Source organism: uncultured Bacteroides sp., from assembly GCF_902491285.1.
In the GTDB taxonomy this organism is placed as follows: domain Bacteria; phylum Bacteroidota; class Bacteroidia; order Bacteroidales; family Bacteroidaceae; genus Bacteroides.
Genome location: NZ_CABUHK010000082.1, coordinates 1 through 23,534, shown reverse-complemented (window position 1 = coordinate 23,534; position 23,534 = coordinate 1). Strand labels below are relative to the sequence as shown.

At 41.3% G+C, this 23,534-nt stretch carries 18 protein-coding genes; 7 read left to right on the top strand and 11 right to left on the bottom strand.

The window, feature by feature from the left end:
* Positions 1-153: 153 nt before the first annotated feature.
* Positions 154-987: a deoxyribonuclease IV gene (gene nfo, locus RDN93_RS17890; protein WP_308746750.1), complete on the top strand. Its 834-nt coding sequence runs from the start codon at positions 154-156 to the stop codon at positions 985-987.
* Between the two features lie 177 nt (positions 988-1,164).
* On the top strand, positions 1,165-3,090 hold the full coding sequence (locus RDN93_RS17885; RefSeq protein WP_308746749.1) for an LruC domain-containing protein: 1,926 nt from the start codon (positions 1,165-1,167) through the stop codon (positions 3,088-3,090).
* A gap of 67 nt (positions 3,091-3,157) precedes the next feature.
* Here the strand turns inward: RDN93_RS17885 and RDN93_RS17880 are convergent, their stop codons facing one another.
* The 10 genes from RDN93_RS17880 to RDN93_RS17835 all read right to left on the bottom strand — a co-directional run bounded on the left by RDN93_RS17880 (position 3,158) and on the right by RDN93_RS17835 (position 13,838).
* A complete protein-coding gene (locus RDN93_RS17880; RefSeq protein ID WP_308746748.1) occupies positions 3,158-4,729 on the bottom strand; it encodes a ClC family H(+)/Cl(-) exchange transporter in 1,572 nt (523 codons plus the stop codon).
* Positions 4,730-4,815: 86 nt separating this feature from the next.
* Positions 4,816-7,560 (bottom strand): TonB-dependent receptor, encoded by a 2,745-nt coding sequence (locus RDN93_RS17875; protein WP_308746747.1) that lies wholly within the window; start codon positions 7,558-7,560, stop codon positions 4,816-4,818.
* 53 nt (positions 7,561-7,613) lie between these two features.
* Entirely contained in the window at positions 7,614-8,174 is a 561-nt protein-coding gene (locus tag RDN93_RS17870; protein WP_308746746.1) for a hypothetical protein, read from the bottom strand.
* Positions 8,175-8,206: 32 nt separating this feature from the next.
* On the bottom strand, positions 8,207-8,563 hold the full coding sequence (locus RDN93_RS17865; protein ID WP_308746745.1) for a hypothetical protein: 357 nt from the start codon (positions 8,561-8,563) through the stop codon (positions 8,207-8,209).
* Positions 8,564-8,567: 4 nt separating this feature from the next.
* Positions 8,568-9,107, bottom strand: a complete 540-nt coding sequence (locus RDN93_RS17860; RefSeq protein ID WP_308746744.1) for an RNA polymerase sigma factor — start codon at positions 9,105-9,107, stop codon at positions 8,568-8,570.
* Positions 9,108-9,309: 202 nt separating this feature from the next.
* On the bottom strand, positions 9,310-9,486 hold the full coding sequence (locus RDN93_RS17855; protein WP_024988655.1) for a DUF4250 domain-containing protein: 177 nt from the start codon (positions 9,484-9,486) through the stop codon (positions 9,310-9,312).
* Positions 9,487-9,547: 61 nt separating this feature from the next.
* The gene (locus tag RDN93_RS17850; protein ID WP_308746743.1) at positions 9,548-11,095 is read right to left on the bottom strand and encodes a carboxypeptidase-like regulatory domain-containing protein; all 1,548 of its coding nucleotides are present in this window, start codon (positions 11,093-11,095) and stop codon (positions 9,548-9,550) included.
* A gap of 21 nt (positions 11,096-11,116) precedes the next feature.
* On the bottom strand, positions 11,117-11,971 hold the full coding sequence (locus RDN93_RS17845; protein WP_308746742.1) for a FecR domain-containing protein: 855 nt from the start codon (positions 11,969-11,971) through the stop codon (positions 11,117-11,119).
* Positions 11,971-12,522, bottom strand: coding sequence for an RNA polymerase sigma-70 factor (locus RDN93_RS17840; RefSeq protein WP_308746741.1), 552 nt, complete (start codon positions 12,520-12,522; stop codon positions 11,971-11,973). The genes RDN93_RS17845 and RDN93_RS17840 overlap by 1 nt, the downstream gene beginning before the upstream one ends.
* A gap of 56 nt (positions 12,523-12,578) precedes the next feature.
* Positions 12,579-13,838 (bottom strand): carboxypeptidase-like regulatory domain-containing protein, encoded by a 1,260-nt coding sequence (locus tag RDN93_RS17835; RefSeq protein WP_308746740.1) that lies wholly within the window; start codon positions 13,836-13,838, stop codon positions 12,579-12,581.
* Positions 13,839-14,065: 227 nt separating this feature from the next.
* Here RDN93_RS17835 and RDN93_RS17830 point away from each other — a divergent pair, with 227 nt between their 5' ends.
* The 5 genes from RDN93_RS17830 (at position 14,066) to RDN93_RS17810 (ending at position 22,071) form a co-directional block, all read left to right on the top strand.
* The gene (locus tag RDN93_RS17830) at positions 14,066-14,503 is read left to right on the top strand and encodes a hypothetical protein (protein WP_308746739.1); all 438 of its coding nucleotides are present in this window, start codon (positions 14,066-14,068) and stop codon (positions 14,501-14,503) included.
* 94 nt (positions 14,504-14,597) lie between these two features.
* Positions 14,598-15,233: a DedA family protein gene (locus RDN93_RS17825; RefSeq protein ID WP_308746738.1), complete on the top strand. Its 636-nt coding sequence runs from the start codon at positions 14,598-14,600 to the stop codon at positions 15,231-15,233.
* Positions 15,234-15,311: 78 nt separating this feature from the next.
* Positions 15,312-15,959, top strand: coding sequence for a DUF47 family protein (locus RDN93_RS17820; protein ID WP_308746737.1), 648 nt, complete (start codon positions 15,312-15,314; stop codon positions 15,957-15,959).
* Positions 15,960-15,975: 16 nt separating this feature from the next.
* Positions 15,976-16,992 carry an inorganic phosphate transporter gene (locus RDN93_RS17815; protein ID WP_308746736.1) on the top strand — a complete coding sequence of 339 codons (1,017 nt, stop codon included), beginning with the start codon at positions 15,976-15,978 and terminating at the stop codon, positions 16,990-16,992.
* Positions 16,993-17,193: 201 nt separating this feature from the next.
* Positions 17,194-22,071 (top strand): RecQ family ATP-dependent DNA helicase, encoded by a 4,878-nt coding sequence (locus RDN93_RS17810; RefSeq protein WP_308746735.1) that lies wholly within the window; start codon positions 17,194-17,196, stop codon positions 22,069-22,071.
* 185 nt (positions 22,072-22,256) lie between these two features.
* Here the strand turns inward: RDN93_RS17810 and RDN93_RS17805 are convergent.
* On the bottom strand, positions 22,257-23,534 hold a 1,278-nt coding region (locus RDN93_RS17805; protein WP_308746734.1), incomplete at its 5' end, for an Hsp70 family protein.

Below are 23,534 nucleotides of genomic sequence, written 5' to 3'. Positions count from 1 at the left end.
GAAGAAGAAGAGGAAAACCATCGAAATAAAAAAGAGATTACCACCAAATTTGACGAAGAACCTTTTAAATATCCTACTTCAATGACTCATTCAAACATTAGTTCATATAAATATGTTATATTTGCAGACTAAGAATCAAAAAAAGAACAACAGATGAAATATATCGGAGCACACGTAAGCGCATCCGGCGGTGTAGAATCCGCCCCCGTCAATGCGCACGAAATAGGAGCAAACGCTTTTGCACTATTCACAAAGAACCAGCGCCAATGGGTAAGCAAACCGTTGACAGAAAAAAATATCAGTCTTTTCAAAGAGAATTGTGAGAAGTTCGGTTTTCAGCCGGAGTATATCCTACCTCACGACAGTTACCTTATTAATTTGGGACACCCGGAGGAAGAAGGATTGGCAAAAAGCCGCGCCGCCTTTCTGGACGAGATGCAACGTTGCGAACAACTCGGCTTGAAACTTTTAAATTTTCATCCCGGCAGCTCCCTCAATAAAATATCGATAGAAGATTGCCTGGCACTTATCGCAGAAAGTATCAATATCGCTTTGGAAAAGACTAAAGGAGTCACAGCCGTTATTGAGAACACTGCCGGGCAAGGTAGTAATCTGGGAAGTGAATTCTGGCAACTAAAATATATTATTGACCGGGTGGATGACAAAAGCCGGGTGGGCATCTGCCTTGATACTTGCCATACATATACAGCAGGTTACGATATAGTGAACGATTATGATAAGGTATTCGACGAGTTCGATAAGGAAGTGGGATTCAATTATCTACGTGGCATACACCTGAATGATTCAAAGAAAGCACTGGGAAGCCATGTCGACCGCCATGACAGTATTGGTGAGGGACTGATTGGAAGAGCCTTTTTTGAAAGATTAATGAAAGATCCAAGATTTAACAATATGCCGATAATACTCGAAACTCCGGATGAAAGCAAGTGGGCGGAAGAGATTGCCTGGCTAAGAAGCATCGAGTAAAAGACCGGGAAATACAAGTTATGCAACACATTTGCGAAAAAATCCTCAACTTTATGTTATAATATTGAATATTATATGTATTTTTGTACCCGTAAACCTTTGGACTTCAAAGTACTTACGGGTATTTTTATTGCAAAACAAACATTTTAATAATCGCATAAACAAAAAACAATATATATGAAAAAGTTTTGGTTAGCATGCACAATGGTCATCGCAGTGGGTATAAGCGGTTGTGTAGACAGTGATAAAGACTTATACCAGGAAGCTCCGGAAAAAGAAACAAATCTATCAGATTTCTCTACAAAGCAAGTAGTACAAGTAGAAGCAGACTATTCGAACGCCGATTCGCACGTACCTTTTTATATATATGACAAGAATCCGATAAAACCACAGGAAGCTGAATCCAACACTATAACCATTGACGAAAACATCGAGCCGCTGGATGGCGCTTGGACAGATGAAGAAGGCAAGTACAACGGTAAAATGTCTCTTCCTGCCTATGTATCAGAAGTGTATATTGTCTCCACATCGCCATTTGCAACAAAACCTGTAATAGAAGGTAAAGTGGAGAATGGAATATTGAAGTTTTCCGAAACTGACGAACAAACCAGAACAAGGGCCTCAGAGCCACAGGGCAAAAAAAACACCCAATATAATGCCAACCGATTTACATCATTAGGATGGAATAATGTCCTGGGGGCTTTTGACACAGAAACAGGGAAAATAGGCTACCTATATAATGGTGACTTAAAATTAAGCAAATCAGAGATGAAAGAGCTCAAGACTACCATAAATAGTGTTTTGAAAAATTCTACTAGTTTTGTCTGTCCGCAAGCATACCGTACAGGAGCTGATTTATATATTGAAAAAGACCAAACTGCTGTAGCATTAACCGCATTGTCCGGATGGACTTGTTGGAATAGCTCATTGGGATACTATTACTATAGAGCTGACAACGTTCCAACTAATTTAAATGATGTAACTATATATACAATATTCCCCAATACTCAAACCAGTTGGAATAACGGATACGGAGTGTATTCATACCCAAGAGGTATTAGCGAAGGAGAATCCGTGCAGTTGAAATACTTCGATAAAGATTATCCGGAAGGAACAGAGTATTTCCCGAAAGGTTATAAAATCGGCTTTGTCCTCGCTACAAATGCTTGGGACAGGTACTTCTCAGCTTTCAAATCCGACTTTCCTTATTATGCTTGTTCAACAGAAGGTATTGGAAAAGTTCGCACTGCTATGTTCAAAGATAGTAAAGGCAACATTGCCATAACTTTTGAGGATTACAAAGACGACCAGAATTTCACTGATGTTCTGTTTGCTCTAAAAGCAAATCCGAAAATAACGAATGTTCCGACTGTAGATCCGGAATCAAATACCACCATCAAAAAGACAGGTGTGTATTCATTCGAAGATTATTGGCCTAAAGCCTATGATTACGACATGAATGATGTAGTTGTACTTTATACCTATGAAAAAACATTCAATATTTATAATGAAATTCTAAAGGAATCATTCACTTTAGAACCTCACACATCCGATTGGCAGGCAATGTTGAACAACGGTCTGGCATTTAGCTTAAAAGACTTAGGTAACTATCAGAATATGACAGACTCTGCCAAGACAAGTAATGACACAAAGTTTAAGATAACCAACTTCGTACACGAAAACAATGTTGTCATACTGACGGAAAAAGTAAAAGAAAACTCGAAAACGCAGTACAAGGTAACTATTGAATATAAGAAAGGTCAGAAAACGTCTGAAACCTCATTAGATGCTTTTATTTTCCGTCCTAGCAACAATGGAACCCGCTTAGAAATACATATTCCGATGCAGGCGCCAACAACCAAAGCTGATATGACATATTTCAATACAGGAGATGATCGTTCGGATCCGGCTAAAGGCATTTACTACGTATCCGATAAAGATAAAATCTATCCGTTTGCATTTTTCTTGCAAGGTGCCAACCTGAGTGATGTGGATAAGCTTCTGACAAAAGAAAATGAAGGAATTTCCATTAGTGAACTTTATCCGAAATTCATAGGCTGGGCAAAGAATAATAACACAAATAAGGATTGGTACAAAAAATAGCCAGCCACATTCATATATAAAAATAGCCGGAAGTATATTTCCGGCTATTTTTATATATACCAGATACTTAATAAATATTCGCCATACTGACCAAAGGCTCATACAGTTTTTCTATATCTTGCGAATCCATTTCTATCTGCACCTGGTCGCCGGGCATTAGTTTCTGTCCTTTAGGAGTCCAGTCTTTCCGGTCACGGTGAACATTAATAATCATGCAACGCTCCGGCAGACGAAGTTCATCTACAATCTTTCCGTCCAAATAAGAGCCGCTCATGACTTCAACCGATAATGTGTAGCGCGCTTCCTCCTTGAATGCGGGCGAATGAATCATGTCCTCGTATAAAGTCACATTGAGAGGTTTTATTTGAAGCATTTCCGTGAAGTAATAAGTTAATCCTCCCACTACGATAGAAGGATAGAAAACTTCTAAATGTCCCGTTATCTCGGTTATCAGCACGATAGCCGTTAATGGAGTACGGACTACTGCAACAAGAAAGGCGGACATACAAATCAACATGATATAAGTGATATTCTCGTGAGCGATAAGCCCCTGTTGTACCATAATCAATGCTACGATTTGTCCGAGTAATCCTCCCGTCACCAATGTAGGTATAAAATTTCCGCCCGGCAAACCCGAAGAAAAAGAGAATATGCTAAAGACCAAGTGCAATAGCATCATACCGACAATCCAGAGAATATGTGTATCCGGATGTATGGCTTGCGAAAGCAGGAATTGCTCTCCCCCACCGGTCAGATTGAATTCTGCCATAGAGATAAGAAAGGCTATAAAAAGAAGATAGAGCATCTTCACATATTCCGGATGTTTAATAGCAGGATAAATACGCTTGACTTGAAGGGTAGTGATAGAAAAGAACTTTCCGAAAATGGAAACTACGGCAGCCAATAGAAGAAACAGTTTCACCTGCCCCCAGAAAGTCATACCCGGCACGATGGCATCTATATGAAAATAAGGATTCATAGGAAAAATCCAACTGGCTACCCCACCGGCGACCACCCCTGCCAAAAGCGTAGTAATAGCTGTTTTAGGCGCATCGAAGCGTTCGATGGATTCGATAACCAACAGTGAAGAAGCCAACGGCGCAGCAAAAGCAGCCGCTAACCCCGCACCGGCACCGGCGGCCAATAATTGTTTCCGTTCGCCGCTAAGCACTCGCCCCCATTTGGATACCAAATATCCCACATACGAGCCTATCTGTACGGAAGGCCCTTCACGCCCCAAAGATAATCCGGTACTTAATGCAAGTATTCCACCTACAAACTTGGCAATCAATTCAAGAAAAGGATGTTTATAATCAACCCGTCCGTTAATGACTCCACGCGTTTGTGGAATCCCTCCACCCGTAATGAGAGGCATTTTCTTTACCATCCAGGAGACGAAGATAAGAATCCCCCACATCAACAGGAAAAGAGGAATGTACCAATACCACTTCAAGTGGGCATCAAAGAAATCATGACGAAGATTGAAGAAAAACTGTAATAAATAATGGTAGGGCACGGCAATAAGCCCTGTCAGCAGTCCCACGAAGATACTGACAAAGTAAAGCCGCGCATCAATCAACTTCAGTTTAAAGATTCGCCAACGGCCCTTATCCTTCAATTTATTGACATAATCAAACATTCGGCAAGGTTTTCATTGTTTTTACGTACGACAACAACAATCAAAACCCTGCTGTGGTTTCAGACAAACGGAATTTTAATTTTTAATCAGCGCCCCATCATATTCAGACGAAGAATAGCGTGTACCATGAAATAGGAACCCAGCGCGTTGTAATCAGTATCACGAATGGCAGTGGCAGTAATCGTACGTATCATTGAGACATCCTGATGAAGAATATCATATATCTTGAAACGGAGCAGCAATTGTTTCCGTTTCAGGAAGGCTTTCGACAACTGGCAGTTCCACATAAAATTCTCACGGGCATAGCCACTGTATCCATAGCCGGAACGTTGAAAATAAGTGAGATCGCTGAATAGTTCTATCCCCCATGGGAAGTAATATTGCATTTCCGTACCAAAGCGGTAATCGTAAGTTTCCGTCCGTGTCTCTGTCACATTGTTATGGGAATTGTTGTAAAGCAATTCTGCACGGGCACTGATTTCCATTTGTTTCGTGCGGTATGTCAATTGCAGGCGTTGACGGGCTGTAAGATGTTTCACTGTACTTTTTACAGGGGCTTCCTTGTTGATGGTGCTGTATCCGTTCTGGTTTCTATATTGCAGATATGAATAGGTGCGGAATATCCAGCTACGGTTTTTGAAAGGAGTATTAAGAGAAAAAGAGCCCAAAGCCCGCCAGTTACCGTTCAGATTGAGCGGAGTAGTGGTTCGCACACCGGTTTCGCTGTCATAGGTCACTTGATTGGTCACACTGTTGATGGTATTTTCCACTAGTGCGGTAACGACCATATTCCGTTGATGTTTCATATTATAGGAATTGAAATTCAGCGTAAACGTGTTGGTATAAGAAGGCTTCAAAGAAGGATTGCCCACACGGATATTTAATGGGTTGGTACGGTCGGTTACCGGTTGAAGGTCACGTATATTAGGCTGACGGCTCTTCCCTCGATATACAATCTGCAAACGGGTACGTTTGGAGAACTTATAACGGAAATTGACAGTAGGCGAGAAATTAAAGACGGTTCTTTTCAACTGGTTTTCCGGGTCATTCTTCAAGATGGAATGGCTTACGGATTTTTGAGGTTCGAAGTCGGCACCGATATTATAATTGTACTTTTTTCGGGAAGTACGGATGGCAAGGTTAAACAGATGGTTGCTGTACTGATTCTCAAATTGGTTGCTTGCTTCTTCGTCATAGTCGGGAGTAAATTCTTCCAGTTCCTTATCCCAGTTGTAGACAAAATGATCGGAGTTGTTCACACGGTATTGATAGCTATAACGGAATTGTAGAAAGTGCAACCAGGGCAGCGGCTCTACATAGACCAATTGCAAGCGGTAGTTGTAGCCGTCCACTTCGTCTTCTATCTTTTGGTTCTGAACTTTTTCCGTGTTATTCTTAAAATAGTGTGTAGTAGAAAGATTCTTTCTGTCCATTGAAGAAGCATTGGTGCCATAATCTACTTTCAATGCAACATTTCTCCCCATCCGGCTGAGTTTACGGCTGAGTTGCAGCATCATTGTCATATTATAGGAAGAGTTATGGTTTGTTCCAGATGATTCTTTTTCATTGAGCAGGACATCATTCCCCCACCCTTGCTGGAATCCTTCATTACTTCTGTCGTTGACTGCCGTACGATACTGGGGACGGAAAATCAATGTAGTTACGGAGTCCATTTTCCATTCCAGAAAAGCATTCGCTATCAGATTGTCATTTTTCAGTCGGTTGCGCCCGGTACTCTGAGTGATGGACTTGTCCTGACGAAGGAAATTATCAACCGTTGTACGGCTATCTTCCAGACGATCGGTTCCTACATATTGAATGTTCGACCGGAACTTGACCCGCTGCCAGTCATAAGTGGCATTCACTCCCAGAGAACGGGAAGTGGTCAGTCCTTTTTGCGTACGCAGATTACCGCTGGAACTGGCGGATTCTCTCTGCATCTCGGAAAAGCCTTGATTATTCGTATTGTTCAGGTTTCCGATAATTGTCAGTTGGGAGTTGTCCCGAAAACGGTTCAAGGTATTGGCTAGTTCGTAACGGTCTTTACTTCCATATCCGCCCATAAAGTTCTCCATCCAACCGCGCTTCATATTCTTCTTTACGGACAGGTCGAGAATCATTTCTTCTTCCCCGTCGTCAATACCTGTAAGACGCGCCAAGTCAGATTGACGTTCGTATGCTTTCAGCTTCTCTATCATTTCTACAGGAAGATTCTTGAGCGCCGCTTTCGGGTCGTCGGAAAAGAATTCTTTTCCGTCCACCAGTATCTTCTTCACTTCTTTTCCATGAATCAGCAATTTTCCATCCGCATCTATCTCTCCGCCGGGAAGTTGTTTCACTAAATCTTCCAGCATCGAACCTTCGGGAGTGCGATAAGCAGACGCATTAAAAACGGTTGTATCTCCTTCGGTCACAGCCATAGGCGCCTGACCTACCACAACTGTTTCATCCAAAGCGATTGTTTCTGAGCTTAAAGGAATATCTCCTAAGGTATTCTTATTGCTGGTTGCCGCAGGTGAGACAGCGCGATAAACCGGAGTGTATCCGATAAAAGAGATATGAAGTAGCAAAGCCTTATTCTTAGGAGCAGTGGCGGCTAACTGGAATTTTCCCAGTGCATCGGTTGCCCCGCCCGCCAACATTGCACTGTCCGGTAAAGCCAAAAGCCGGACCGTAGCAAACGGTACCGGCTCATAGGTTTCCGAGTCAACAACACGTCCGGCAAAACGCTCTCCACCGGACTGTGCATAAACAGCCAAACTAATCAGTAAGAAGACATAACAACTAATCAAACGATACTGAAAAGAATACTTATGACTGCCTATGTTCAAATTGTGTTGATTTAGTAAAATAAAACTCTAATAAAATAACCTAATCCCTGTTCTTAGCCTTGACGCGGAGCACGCGGTTTCTGTCCTTGATGATGGTGTCCTTGTCCGGACTTCTGTCCTTTTCTGCGGTCAAACTCTTTTTTGAACTTATTCGCATTGCTTTTCTCCTGCTGATAAATTTTCATTATCTGCTTCTGAGACAGTATCTTGCTGAATTCATTGTAATACTTTTCACGGATATCAAGCATCTTACGGCTTTGTGCAAACTGATTTTTCAGCATTGTTGCTATTTCAGCATCAGTCATAGAGGGTCTTTGCCCTTCTTTTTTAGCAGTCGTTTCCGTACCCTGCGGCTTTTCAGCTCTCGGCTTGCGGTTCACCATGCGACATTCGCGCAATTCTTTCAGATATTTCTCATAAACCGGAGTAAACTTAGCGGCCGTTGCATCATCCAACATCAGTGTCTTAACCATCTGATTGGTTTGCATCTGTACCATTTGTTCCTGTGTAGGACGTTGTTTCTTTTCTTTATTGTCCTTATTTTGAGCGGAAAGACTCATCTGGCTACCTACCAAAAGGGCTGCCAAAACTACATAAATAAATTTCATCTTCATAATCTTCACGTTTTAATAATTGATTGAGTTAGTTAATTCAAAAATATATCGTTTTCAGAGAAGCTGACGAGCTCTTCCAACTCCTCATCCGACAATTCTTTAATCCATTTGTCTACCGGGTCGGTACTGTTGCTTCTTTCAACAGCCAGTACATTCGACGGGGACGGTTTGATATCATCCGTCCGATAGAAAGACGGAACGAATAAAAGCCCTGTCAACATGGCTGCTATGGCAACTGCTGTAGAAATAACCAGCTTCATGTGAAATTTCCGCTGTTGTTTCACTCCCGCACGTTCCATTACCTTGCGCTGCATATCCTCGAAGAATCCATCGGGGGTAGTATAAGGTGTCCGTTTAGCAATATCGTCAAAATCAAAATCCTTTTTCATCGTTCTATCTGTTTAATATATATTCCTTTATCTTTTCTTTCGCATAGTGGTAATTCACTTTAAGCGTATCCACTTTACTATCCAATACACGTGCAATCTCGTCATATTCAAGTTCATCGTAGTAACGCAAGTTGAATACAAGCCGTTGCTTTTCCGGCAAACTTAGAATGGCTTCCTGAAACTTCACTGCCAGTTCGTTTTCATAATCAATGTAATCGGAAGCTTTCAGTTTGCCCATCAACTCTTCCTGTACATCTTCCGCAGAAACGACTCCTTCGTCCTTACGGCTGTTCAACAGGCGTAAACTTTCATTCGTCGCAATCCGGTAAATCCAGGTTGACAGTGAACTTTCTTCGCGAAACTGGTCGATATGCCGGAATACCCGGATAAAAACTTCCTGAAGTACATCTTCTGCATCTTCGTGAGATACAACCAATCTACGGATATAATTATATATCGGCACTTGGAAAGAGTCCATCAGCATCTTGAATCCCCGTTCGCGATTCGAGGAACAAGCTTCACGAATTTTATTCTCGTTTATCATCAATTCTTTTTCTGAGCTTTATTAGTTAGAACGCAGAAGAATGTGGAAGTTAAATACGGGAATTCGTATTTTGCTTTTATTAACAGGGGGAAGGAGAAAAGAAAGGTTGCGAGATTGGATGGAAAAAGCGCTGTCCAAGCCTTTACAGAGGCTACGGAAGCGCTTCAAACGTTTTATCTATAAACAGTAAACAGGAAGATTATTACCAGAACTTATTATGCTCCGCACTATATTCAAAACCGGCAGCTTTCAACTGATTCACTAATTCATCCTTATTTACGTCCATATCTTCACAAAGTTCGTCAAGTGAAGAATAACAATCACGCAACTTCATATTGATGACGCTGAACAGCATCATCGGGTCTTTTGGTAATTCCATAACATACAATCTTTTAAACCGGACGCAAAGTTACAGCAATCTCATCGAATGGCAAAACAAATCAATCACCTATTTCTTCTATCTTTAAAGAGACTTTTTCTATCAGTTTGCTGATTTCCGCCTCCAACGGAATGACATTGAATTCCTTCCAAAAATCTTCGTCATATTTGAAGTTCGTATCAGAAAAGATGGTACGGGTGGGCAACCTGTCCATGCGGGGAAATGCCGTCACTTGTTCGGTATCCACTTTACAAGTAATCATCTCGAACCAAATATGCAGGTCTTGGCTACTAAAGAGCATACGTCTCCGTTTAACCTTAAAATGAAGGTCGCCACGAATGTGATAGATATAATAAGTTCCCTGCCAGGGCTTATAAGAAATGGTATATACCACTTTTTGCGGAATTATCCGGATATTACGCGTACTTCTTTCTACAAACATGCCGGATGCATCTTTTACATATTTCGGATGGACTTCCAAACGAGCCTGCAATAGAGCGCACGTTTCAGAATCAAGATACAGCTCACCGCAGAAAAGAGGTTCGGTTATTCCTTTTCTTTGCTCGAAATGCACAATATTAACAAAGCGGTTATCTAGAAATGCCATTCCTTCCGAAGTATAGGCGTAGGTGTTATTTTCTACATTAGGAGTCATAAATGCGGGCATATCTTTAATCAAATCCATCTGCAGGCAAGCCTGAATCCCGGATTTTATCTTCACGAGCAGGCTATCCTTCACTTCGACATTGCTGAGGCGGCTCATTTTCAACAGCTTCACCTGGTCTGGCACAAAAGAAGAAGAGAATGTCTTATAAACTTTGAATACGGCTTCGGAAAGATTCTGAAACTTATTTTTCAGTTGAACTCCTTCGCGGTAAAAGGTTGTCAGATAGATGGGGGCATGAGAGTAATTCCGTTCCCGCCGTTCGATCATCTCCCGCAACAGTTTCTTAGGCTCACTTCTACGGATTACGACCTCCTGTAAAGGGACTACTTTCGGTTCGAGAGCAAGTATATTGTGCCTACCCAGCAACACCGAAAGTTCTATATCCTGAGAGATATAGCCTATATGCGAAAAAACGATTGGAGCTTGCTCCAAAGAGTCCGGCAGAGACAGTTTGAACTCCCCGTTTTGATTGGTTATGCTGCCTACGGATGTTCCCCGGACTCCGACGGTAGCAGAAGGTATGGGTATTCCCGTTTCCTTATCCAGCAAAGTGCCGACAATTATTAAATTCACGGTCTGCTGAACCGGAAGAGAATCTTGTGGTATTTGGCTGTTTTTCTCAGAAGGGGAAGTTATCAGGATATGAGTGCCCAGGACTTTAAATTCCAGACTGATGTCTCCTATTATATCATAGACAGCCTGACGAACGGTACGCTTTCCTTCTTTTATTTTCACTACGGCATCGTTGTCTATGAGCTTGCTATCATAAATAAACATATATCCCGATTGTTGAGAAATATCACTCAGAAGGGAATATACCGTTGCTTTCGTTTTGGGTAACCGGACTATCTGATTCAGCGCATCTCCCCCATCCGCCCTCATCGTATCAATTACGAAAAAGAGCAGTAGCAGGACAAGGAGATAGTGATAAGCCGGTTTCATTTTTTCTGGTTTTAAAGAGTTTTATTCCGACAAGTAATAGGCATTATCCTGTCGGATACATTTCAAATTGAGTGCATTGGCAATCAAGTTAGCAATCACTTCAGGGGATTCGTCGGAGAACTCTACAGTCAGCCTGCGTTCTTCCAATGCGGGTGAATCAACTAGAATCCGCAAACTATCCGAACTCAGATTCATCACCTTTAAAATATTAGCCAAAGTTTCATCCTTAAAACGTATATGCTTGAAGAAACGGTTCCAGTCTTCTGATTCTTTATCAGCAGACTGTACTACCAGTTTTTGAGATTGTACGGTAACCGTTTCTCCGGCTTTTACATAACATTCCTGATTCCCTTTTTTAAGGGAAACCCTTACGGTTCCTCTCTGCACGGACAGACGGAACGGAGTGTTTTCATTACTTTGCACACTAAAAGCCGTTCCCAAAACTTCGATTTTAGCTTGTTCCGTATTTATCAAGAAAGGTTGTCCCTGCTTTTTAGCTATATCAAAGAAAGCGTTTCCTTCCAGGCTTACTTCCCGTTTGTCGGCAATAAAATGTTCCGGGTACAATAACGATGTTTCTTCAGCCAAAAGTACAACAGAACCGTCTTCAAGGGTAGTTGCCAACGTAAAGGCACTCAGGTTTTCCTGCGTAAGCAGATTCGGTACAGGTTCTTTGAAACTTAATGCCCAATACATCGCTGTTCCACAAACAATGCCAATCAATACTGCGGCAACTGTCCCATACCGTTTCCACGGTGATAATGTACGTGTATGGTGACCTTGGTCAACTTTCGCAAGTAAACGGTCATTATCCAACCGGTTATATAGCCGGTTCCACGCCTTATCTGTCTTTATTTTATAAATATCTGTTTTCATCACTCCATGTGAATATAAGTTTCAACTTCTTTTCGCAACGTCCGTAGGGCCTTTGTCATTTCAGCTTCCACTGTTTTGACCGAAAGGGAAAGCCGGGCTGCTATCTCCGAATATTTCCGCCCTTCCATACGATGCATTTCAAAAATCTGCCGCCTGCGGACAGGCAGTTTATCAAGGGTATTATTTATGAATTTCTGTAATTCCTCATACTCCATTTGCTGATGAGGGTCGGTTGGCTGTTCCGAAGCAGATGTAGCTAACACTGACTCACGATGGCGGTTTCGCACTTCTTCATGTTCGCAATATTGAAGGGACTGGTTGCGTGTCGCTCTATAAAGATAGCTTTTGACGGACTGGAAAATCTGCAAATGTTCTCTTTCTTTCCAAAGTACATAAAAGAGTTCTTCGACTATTTCTTCCGCCACTTCCATTTGTCCAGTAATGCCTGCCGCATAACAGCAAAGAGGGAAATAATAACAGCGGAAGAGGTCTTCGAACGCTTTTATGTCGCTTTCCTTTATCTTTTTTAATATGAGCAGTTCATTCAGCATATGCGCTTCTCCATTATGATTGACCTCAAATATAAGAAAACTATCCCTATTTTATTCTAATCTGATTGCTTTTTCAGTTTATCCACGGCGTGTTCCAAAGATTCCGTAGGTTCTATTATATTATAATTCCCCCAAAAACCTTCATGCCAATATTCGTCCACTTTATCATAGAATATTTGGTTCAGGCTGAAGGCTTCCTTGTTGGGTATAGTTTCTAATGACCCTTCTTTCCTGTCGGTCACGACCATTTCCGAAGTTATTGCATAACTTGTGGAAAAGAGTTTTCGTTTCCAATCGCATTTAAAACGAATCGTGTTACGGATATAGTTCAGGTAAGTTCTTCCGTCTACGTTTTTATAGGTAATCAAATAAGAGAGTTCCTGCGGCTTAAATCTTAAACCGAGAGGTTTCTTATAAAGAATGGCTGTGGTTGCCTTCGACTTATTCTGCATATCCAGGCTCATTTCGACACGGGTGAATGACAGCCGTTCACGGTCGATATACAGTTTGCCATACAATAAAGCATACATAAGAATCACTTTCGGACGGAAATTTATTACGTATTGCATACGATTGTCTATAAGGACAGACTCCGCCATCCAAAATTCATAATTGTTCAATTCTGCAAAATCGAGCAATGCGTCGCTGTTTTTCACCACGTCCAGCGTCACACTCAAATTAGGACCACCTATCACTTTAACAGCCAGCGTATCACTCGCTTTCTGACTAAGCAGACGACGACCTTTCATCACCCGCACTTTATCATAATTGATATTCCGATTGGTATATGCAGTCTTGGATACGTCAATCACTGCTTCCGATATACCAATATATCGCCGACCTTTCTGCACCGTTTCCCGGTAAAATCCTGTAAGCATATCACGTTTGTCACTGTAATTCTGCGGAATCTTACTGATAGCTTTCTCCACAATCATACGCGGGTCGTTGGCATACACTACGACTTCATTCAGTAAGTTGGCATGAGGTGTCATCCATACTGTCAATTTTGCAGGAACTTCTTTCTCAATAGAGATATGGCTATTGGCATAGCCGATATGAGAAATTTCCAGTTCACTCGGTGCATCCGCCTTTTTGAGTTTCAAAGCAAACTCTCCTTCTGCATTCGTCACTGTACCGATATTACTTCCGTGTACAGATACATTCACATTCTCCAGAGCTTTTTTATTTTGCTTATCCTTCACCATGCCCACAATCGTGAGATAATCTCCGGCATCTCCTTGCGCCCACACAGGAAAGCTGCAAAGTAATAAGCAAATCGTCAGCCATCCAATCAGGTGTTTTTCTACATTCTTCATACTGATGCTTTTTAAAAGGTAAATAAATTGCGTTTCTACTAATAAGAGCGCTCAGACAGGAAATACCCTACGGTTTTTACAAAAAAAGAAATCGGATTCCAATACAATATCCGGGAATTAATAGTAAATTCCCGGCAAATTAGCTCTCGATAGCCGCAGATATAATTGTTAATTATGCTTGTGAATATGTATTTCATATAAAAATAGTTTCTACATTTGCAACCGTTATGATGAAGTACATATTCTGTATATTATTAGGTATGTTTCTTAGTTGGGGATTCCATCTGATTTCCGACGAAGAACAGGAAGCATATCGGTTAGAAACCGGTAGCACCAGCATACGAACTTGCACCAATTCATATTATTCCAAAGCCAAGGCTAGTATAAAACAACTCGGAAAAGAGAAAAAACTCATCAAAGCAAAAGAAAATACAGGAAAACAAGACTATAATGACAGTGACGGTGTCTTAAATCCATTCTCTTTCCGCCATTTTTCTCCTTCCAAGTTACTCAGGTCCAATATCCCTTCCGGCACTATCCGGATATTAAGTTCTTTAAAGATTCAACTTCCCAAGAATCAATGGACAGGTTTCTCATATTACACTAATTTTATCAAATATTCTGATAGATATCACATCTATACATTAGGGCACATACTCATTTAGCGATTTTATATACTTTTCCGACATAGAGACTCTCTTTTCTATGTCTTACTTTTTGTTTTCAGTTTTCCTTTTAATAACAACCAAAGTATATAAAATGGACTTTTTACTGGATTTTATACTCCATATCGACCAATATATGGTCATGATTGTGCGTGATTATCACGCATGGGCTTATGCTATCTTATTCATTATAATCTTTTGTGAAACGGGATTAGTGGTCACTCCTTTTCTGCCGGGAGACTCTTTACTCTTCGTTACAGGAGCTATCTCTGCGTTACCGGATATGCCTATCAACATACATATACTTGTCATCATATTATTTGCCGCTGCCGTATTAGGCGATTCATGTAATTATATGATCGGGCATTTCTTCGGTCGAAAGCTGTTCAATAATCCAGAATCCAAGATATTCAAGCAAAGTCATCTGGAAAAAACACATGAGTTTTACAAAAAATACGGTGGCAAAACCATTATCCTGGCACGCTTTATCCCCATAGTACGTACATTTGCACCTTTCGTAGCGGGAATGGGAAAAATGAATTATTACTATTTCATGGTATATAATCTAATTGGCGGCGCTATTTGGGTGTCTATATTTTGCTATGCAGGGTATTTGTTCGGTGACCTTCCGTTTGTACAGGAAAATCTGAAACTGCTGATTGTGGCTATTATCTTTATATCCATACTACCTGCTATAATTGAGGTACTACGCGCCAAACTGAAATCTTAATCAGACCAAACTATAATCTGTATTCATTTGTTACTAATAGATATATAGTAGAAAAAACAATTTAAAGTTTTTACACTTATGAAAAATTCTTTTTTTAGCCGATTCACTCCAAAGGAACCGAAGTTTTTCCCATTACTGAAACAATTGTCAGAAGTACTTTCTGCCTCATCTGCTGTTTTAGTAGAAAGTCTGCAACATGACCAACCGACAGAACGCTCGGACTATTACAAAAAGATAAAAGACCTCGAACGGGAAGGAGACAGGCTGACACATCTGATTTTTGACGAATTAGGAACTACATTCATCACTCCTTTCGACCGTGAGGATATCCACGACTTGGCTTCCTGCATGGATGATGTTATCGACGGAATAAACAGTTGTGCCAAACGAATCTCTATCTATAATCCCCGTCCCATTTCCGACAGCGGCAAAGAATTGAGCCGACTGATTCAGGAAGAAGCCGCATATATATGCAAAGCTATGGATGAACTTGAAACTTTCCGCAAAAAACCAACTCTACTTCGGGAATATTGTTCCAAACTGCATGAGATCGAAAATCAAGCGGATGATGTCTATGAGTTCTTCATCACCAAGCTCTTCGAGGAAGAAAAAGATTGCATCGAACTTATCAAAATTAAAGAAATCATGCATGAACTAGAAAAGACTATTGACGCAGCAGAACATGTAGGCAAAATTTTAAAAAACCTGATTGTAAAATACGCATAAAAACAAGCCGGAACACATGGAATTATTAGTGACTATTATTATTCTGGCTCTGATATTCGACTATATCAACGGCTTTCACGATGCTGCGAATTCAATTGCTACTATCGTATCCACCAGAGTACTTACTCCCTTTCAAGCTGTTCTATGGGCAGCATTCTTCAATTTCGTCGCATTTTTCATCGCCAAATACATAATAGGTGGCTTTGGTATTGCAAATACAGTATCAAAGACTGTAGTAGAACAGTATATTACTTTACCGATTATACTAGCAGGAGTTATCGCTGCTATCACCTGGAGCTTAATTACCTGGTGGAAAGGCATCCCCTCTTCCTCTTCGCATACCCTTATTGGTGGATTTGCGGGAGCCGCCATCATGGCAAACGGGTTTGAAGCTATCCAGCTTAATATTATCTTGAAAATTGCAGCTTTCATTTTTCTAGCTCCCTTTATCGGCATGGTCATAGCATTCGGATTCACATTATTCGTTCTTTATATCTGCCGACGCGCACATCCTCATACAGCCGAGCAATGGTTCAAGAAATTACAACTTGTATCCTCTGCCCTTTTCAGTGTAGGACATGGTCTGAACGACTCTCAGAAAGTAATGGGTATCATTGCCGCTGCCATGATAGCCGCCCATTCAATGGGGCTGGGCATGGGCATAAACAGTATCAATGACCTTCCTGACTGGGTTGCCTTCTCCTGTTTTACCGCCATCTCATTCGGAACAATGTCCGGTGGCTGGAAGATAGTAAAAACGATGGGGACAAAAATCACCAAAGTCACTCCATTGGAAGGAGTGATTGCCGAAACAGCAGGGGCTTTTACTCTCTACATCACAGAAATGCTGAAAATCCCTGTCAGTACCACACATACCATTACGGGAGCAATCATTGGAGTAGGTGCAACAAAGCGTCTCTCCGCTGTCCGTTGGGGAGTAACAAAAAATTTGATGATTGCGTGGATTCTCACGATTCCGGTCAGCGGGCTTTTAGCAGCGGGAATTTATTTTATTGTTTCTTTGTTTCTATAAAAGACTACTCGAAAAATAATTATAGAAAAACTTGATATAAACATATAAATATCAAAAGAAAACGGTAATTTTTAACGGTTTCTTCAGTTTTATCATTTACCTTTGTAAATGATATCGGGTTGTCATACCCGAACAACAACAAGAAAACCATGCAGATACATAATAAATCCAAATTATAAAACAACTTATTATATTGAACGTATGTCAATATGGAGCCGACTCATAGGAATCAGGAAAACTGAGGACACTAATAATGTCATCAGTAATAAAAATACATCTGTACCATATGATGCCTCACGCTATGCCATAGTAGATGTTGAGATTGGGTTGAAAGATCGTAAAATTCATGATATCGGAGCACTCCGCCATGACGGCGCAACATATCATAAAACTTCAAAAGAGGAACTGTTTGAATTTCTCAGCGACACAGACTACATCTGCGGGCACAATATCATTCATCATGATGCCAAATATCTGTTCCCTGACAAAACATACCGCTGGATTTTAGTCGATACACTTTATATTTCGCCTCTACTGTTTCCAGAACGCCCTTACCATAGGCTTGTGAAAGATGACAAACTGATAAGTGAGCAGATGAACAACCCGGTGAACGACTGCGAAAAAGCAAAAGACTTGCTACTTGACGAAATAGCACGCTGGCATTCGTTGCCGGACGAAAAGCGCAAGCTATTTGCATCATTGCTAAAAGACCAAAAAGAGTTTGAAGGATTTCTCAGTATGGTGGGGGCAAAATCTGTCAATGAAGGGATACCCGAACTCATAAGGAATCTTTATGTGGGAAAAATCTGCCAACATGCTGATCTTAATACGCTAATCAAACAGCATCCATGCGAATTGGCATATGCACTGGCTCTAATAGATACTACCGACCATCGCTCCATTACTCCCGGATGGGTACTGCACAATTATCCGGAAGTGGAATTTGTTGTGAAACTTCTGCGTCATACCAGTTGTAACGAAAGCTGCGTTTACTGCAATACCCGACTGGACGTACTCCATAACTTAAAAGCTTTCTTCGGATATGAGCACTTCCGTACCTATGAAGGTGAACCGCTTCAAGAACAAGCCGCCCAAGCAGCGGTAAAAGGCAAGTCATTATTGGCAATATTCCCTACCGGTGGTGGAAAATCGCTTACTTTCCAATTACCTGCACTTATGGCAGGCCGTTCCGTGCATGGACTTACAGTTGTCATTTCTCCATTGCAATCACTAATGAAAGATCAGGTAGACAATCTTGCTGATAGAGGTATTACTGATGCCGTAACCATCAATGGCCTGTTAGACCCAATCACAAGAGCGCTGTCAATACAAAGAGTACAAGACGGAGAAGCCTCACTTTTATATATATCTCCTGAAATGCTCCGCTCAAAAACCATCGAGAAAATTTTGACGGCACGCCATATCGTGAGATTTGTGATAGACGAAGCACACTGCTTTTCTTCATGGGGACAAGATTTCAGGGTTGATTATCTTTACATAGGTAAATTCATCCGGGAATACCAACAAAAGAAAAGATGCAAGAACCCGATACCTGTATCTTGCTTCACTGCTACGGCAAAACAGAAAGTAGTGCAAGATATTTGTGACTATTTCAAACAGACATTGAATTTAGACTTGGAGTTGTTTGCATCAACGGCTTCAAGAACAAATCTGCATTATTCTGTCGTACATGCCGAAAATGACAATGATAAATACTTAAAGCTGAGAGGCCTCGTGGCTGAATCCGATTGCCCGACAATTGTTTACGTATCACGCACTAAACGTACAAAAGAACTGGCAGCCAAATTGACCCGTGACGGTTATAAGGCATTACCTTTCAATGGCAAGATGGAAGCTGATGAAAAGATTGTGAACCAAGATGCATTCATGAATGACCAGGTACGCATCATCGTGGCAACGTCAGCTTTCGGCATGGGAGTCGACAAGAAAGATGTCGGTCTTGTGGTACATTACGACATTTCCGACTCACTGGAAAATTATGTTCAGGAAGCAGGCAGAGCAGGTCGTGATCCTAACCTCAATGCACGTTGCTATGTCCTTTATAGTGACAATGACCTGGACAAGCATTTTATATTGTTGAACCAGACAAAGCTAAGCATCAGCGAAATCCAACAGGTATGGAAAGCGATAAAAGACCTTACCAGGCAACGCATGAAAGTCAGTTGTTCTGCATTGGAAATTGCCCGGCAAGCAGGCTGGGACGATTCGGTGTCCGATATTGAAACACGTGTGCGGACGGCTTTGGCTGCTCTGGAACAAAGTGGATATCTGGTAAGAGGAAACAATGTACCTCATGTATATGCTACAGGTATCACAGTAAAAAACATGGATGAAGCAAGAGAACGCATATCAGCGTCACTGTTATTTGGCAACGATGAAATAGAGAAGGCTGTCCGAATCATCAAATCACTGATTTCGCAGAAGCATATTACTAAAGCTCAAAATTCAGAAGCTGAGTCACGAATTGATTATCTGGCAGATATATTAGGAATAAGTAAGCGTGAAGTCATATCTGCCGTAGAGCGAATGAGGCAGGAAGGCATATTGGCAGACAGTAAAGACATATCTGCCTATCTGCTGGATGTCGGTGACTCGGAACGAAAATCGCGGACACTCCTCGAACGTTTTGCGAAACTTGAGCAATATATCCTCAGCCACATACCTGACGAATCTTTGCGGATATCATGCAAGCAACTAAATGACAATGCTGTAAACGATGGAGTCAATGCCTCCAATGAAAAAGATATCCGGACACTACTCTACTTCCTCACCGTCAAAGGATATATTCGCAAGAAAGAGGATGCGGGCCACAATATGGAAATCAGCCGTCAGGCAGATTCGGAATCAACTATCAAGCGTTTTGAAAGACGATTGGAAATAAGCCGTTTTACTGTGGAATGGCTATACAGGCTAGCAACTGATACGGAAAAGGGAACTTCAGAAAACAAAGCTGTTCAATTTTCTGTGGTAGAACTTCTAAATCAAATAAAATCAAGCCCTCAATCCCTTTTTAACAGATTTGACAATCTACAATTGGAAGAGGTGGAAGAAGCACTTCTATATCTGTCGAAAATCGGAGCACTCAAACTCGAAGGCGGTTTTTTGGTTCTTTATAACGCAATGAATATACAAAGAATAAAAGACAACAAATCGAGATATAAGCAGGATGACTACCGGATGCTTAATGAATTCTACAAGCAGAAAATCCAGCAAGTTCATATCGTGGGCGAATATGCCAATTTGATGGTAAAGGATTATAATGCAGCTTTACAATATGTCCAAGATTATTTTCAAATGGACTATAAGAAGTTCATCACAAAATACTTCAAAGAAGAAAGAGCCAGTGAAATACAGCGTAACTTGACACCACAGAAATACAAACAATTATTTGGTCAGTTGTCCAAATGCCAAATGGAGATTATTTCCGACAAGGATTCACGTTGCATCGTTGTCGCAGCAGGTCCCGGCAGCGGAAAAACACGAGTACTGGTACATAAACTTGCATCTCTTCTACTACTCGAAGATGTAAAACACGAGCAACTTCTGATGTTAACGTTTTCAAGAGCAGCCGCTACGGAATTCAAACAAAGACTCATGGAACTGATAGGCAATGCCGCCCACTTTGTCGAGATAAAGACATTTCACTCCTATTGCTTTGACCTTTTGGGGCGGATAGGTAATCTTGAGGCCGCCAAGAATGTTGTTTCAAAGGCAGCCGAAATGATCGACCAAGGAGAAGTGGAGCCTAACAAAATCGGCAAAACAGTACTGGTCATAGACGAGGCTCAAGATATGGGGGTTGAAGAACATGCACTTGTAAAGGCTCTTATGACTAAAAATGAGGAGATGCGTGTGATAGCAGTAGGTGATGATGACCAAAACATCTATAATTTCCGTGGGTCTGATTCTCAATATATGTACCAACTGACACAGGAATCCGGAAGCAAGTTCATTGAGATGACTGAAAATTATCGCAGTACACACCATCCGGTTAATTTCGCCAATGAGTTTGTACGGAGTATCAGTAAAAGGATGAAAAGTACGCCAATTATCTCAATGAGAAAAGAAGATGGTTGGGTTGGGGTGACACGCCATCAATCAAAGTATATGTATCAACCGCTCGTTGAGGAATTAATTCACTATCGGAAGGACGGCAGCACTTCATGTGTACTCACCCAGACAAACGAAGAAGCTGTAATCCTTGTAGCTCTCTTACGAAAACATGGCATAAACAGCAAGTTAATACAATCTATGGATGGTTTCCTTTTTTGGAACATGGCTGAGATGAGGTATTTCTTGAGGTATATAGACAAACGAATGAAGACACCCCTAATTCCGGAAGATTTATGGGAAGATGCCAAACATGCAACCTTTTCCACTTATGATAGAAGTCAAAGCCTGACATACATAAAACGTTGTGTGCAACTGTTTGAACAGACCAACAAAGCTAAATATTTTAGTGATTTCAAAGAGTTTGTATTTGAGTCATCAGTGGAAGATTTCTGTGATGTTTCAGGTACAGATGTTGTGGTATCGACTATTCATAAAGCTAAGGGCAGAGAATTTGACGACGTATATATGCTCATTTCTGACAATTATTTGAAAGATGCCCATTTGATGCGTCGGTACTATGTGGGAATGACGCGCGCAAAAAATCGACTGTTTGTGCATACAAATGGCGATTGCTTTAATCACTTAAGTGTAGACCAATATAATATCAGTCAAAAAGAGTATGCAATGCCTGAAGAAATAGTTCTGCAACTCTCTCACAAAGATGTCAATCTGGGATTTTTCAAAGAACTTAAGCATGAGGTATTAGCATTAAAAGGGGGAGATTCTTTAAATTACAATAATTTTATTTTATATAACGCCTTGACCAATAAACCGGTAGCAAAGTTGTCACAAAATATGCAAACCACATTATCAGAATGGCAAGAAAAAGGTTATAACGTGAAATCCGCCTCTGTTCGATTCGTTGTAGCATGGAAACCAAAAGAGGCACCGAAAAACGAACCGGAAACAGCTGTCCTGCTAGCTGATTTGGTTCTTTCCTTGTAATTCAAAATGCATGAAATACATGAAAGTCTTTTTTCGTAATTAAACGGGGCTTGTTCTACAAAGTAAACGATAATGGAGTGAGTGCAGGTTAAAAAAAATCGCAAATAAATGTAAACGTAAAAAGCGTGCAGCTCAATGAGTTGCACGCTTTTGCTTATTGTTTATTATCTGTTTCCTTATCGGAATCATTTCACCTCCTCAAAGTCAGCATCCTGAACGTTATCACCATGCTTGCTGTTATCTTGCTGACCAGCACCACCATTCATATCAGGACCAGCCTGTGCACCACCTTGAGCACCGCTTTGTGCATACATTTCAGCACTTGCAGCTTGGAAAGCAGTATTTACTTCTGCCATAGCAGCATCAATAGCAGCCAAATCCTGAGCCTTGTGAGCGTCTTTCAGTTTCTGCAGAGCAGCTTCAATCGGAGCTTTCTTGTCAGCAGGCAACTTGTCACCTAATTCCTTCAACTGATTTTCAGTCTGGAAGATTACGCTGTCAGCCTGGTTCAGCTTATCGATTTTTTCACGTTCTTTCTTATCTGCTTCAGCATTAGCTTCAGCTTCAGCCTTCATCTTTTCGATTTCTTCCTTGCTCAAACCGCTGGAAGCCTCGATACGGATGGCTTGTTCCTTACCGGTAGCCTTATCTTTTGCAGATACCTTCAAGATACCGTTAGCGTCAATATCGAAGGTAACCTCAATCTGAGGAACACCACGACGAGCCGGAGCAATACCTGTCAAGTTGAACTGACCGATTGATTTATTCTGTGCAGCCATCGGACGTTCACCCTGCAATACATGGATAGTAACTTCCGTCTGATTGTCGGCAGCAGTAGAGAATGTTTCACTCTTACGAGCCGGAATTGTAGTGTTAGCATCAATCAACTTAGTCATTACGCCACCCAGTGTTTCGATACCCATTGACAGCGGAGTAACATCCAACAATACTACACCCTTGATTTCGTCTGTCAAAACAGCACCCTGTACAGCAGCACCGATAGCTACTACCTCATCCGGATTCACACCCTTAGAAGGAGCCTTACCGAAGAAATCTTCTACCAACTTCTGTACAGCAGGGATACGTGAAGAACCACCAACAAGAATCACTTCGTCAATATCAGCGTTGTTCAAACCAGCATCGCTCATAGCTTTCTTACATGGTTCAAGACAAGCCTGAATCAAATTGTGAGCCAGAGATTCGAATTTAGCACGAGTCAAAGTCTTCACCAAGTGCTTGGGCACACCGTTTACCGGCATGATATACGGCAAGTTGATTTCTGTACTTGTAGAAGAAGAAAGTTCAATCTTAGCCTTTTCAGCAGCTTCTTTCAGACGTTGCAAAGCCATCGGATCCTGAGTCAGGTCGGCACCTTCGTCATTCTTAAATTCCTCTACCAGCCAGTTGATGATTACCTGGTCGAAGTCGTCACCACCAAGGTGAGTATCACCGTTTGTAGAAAG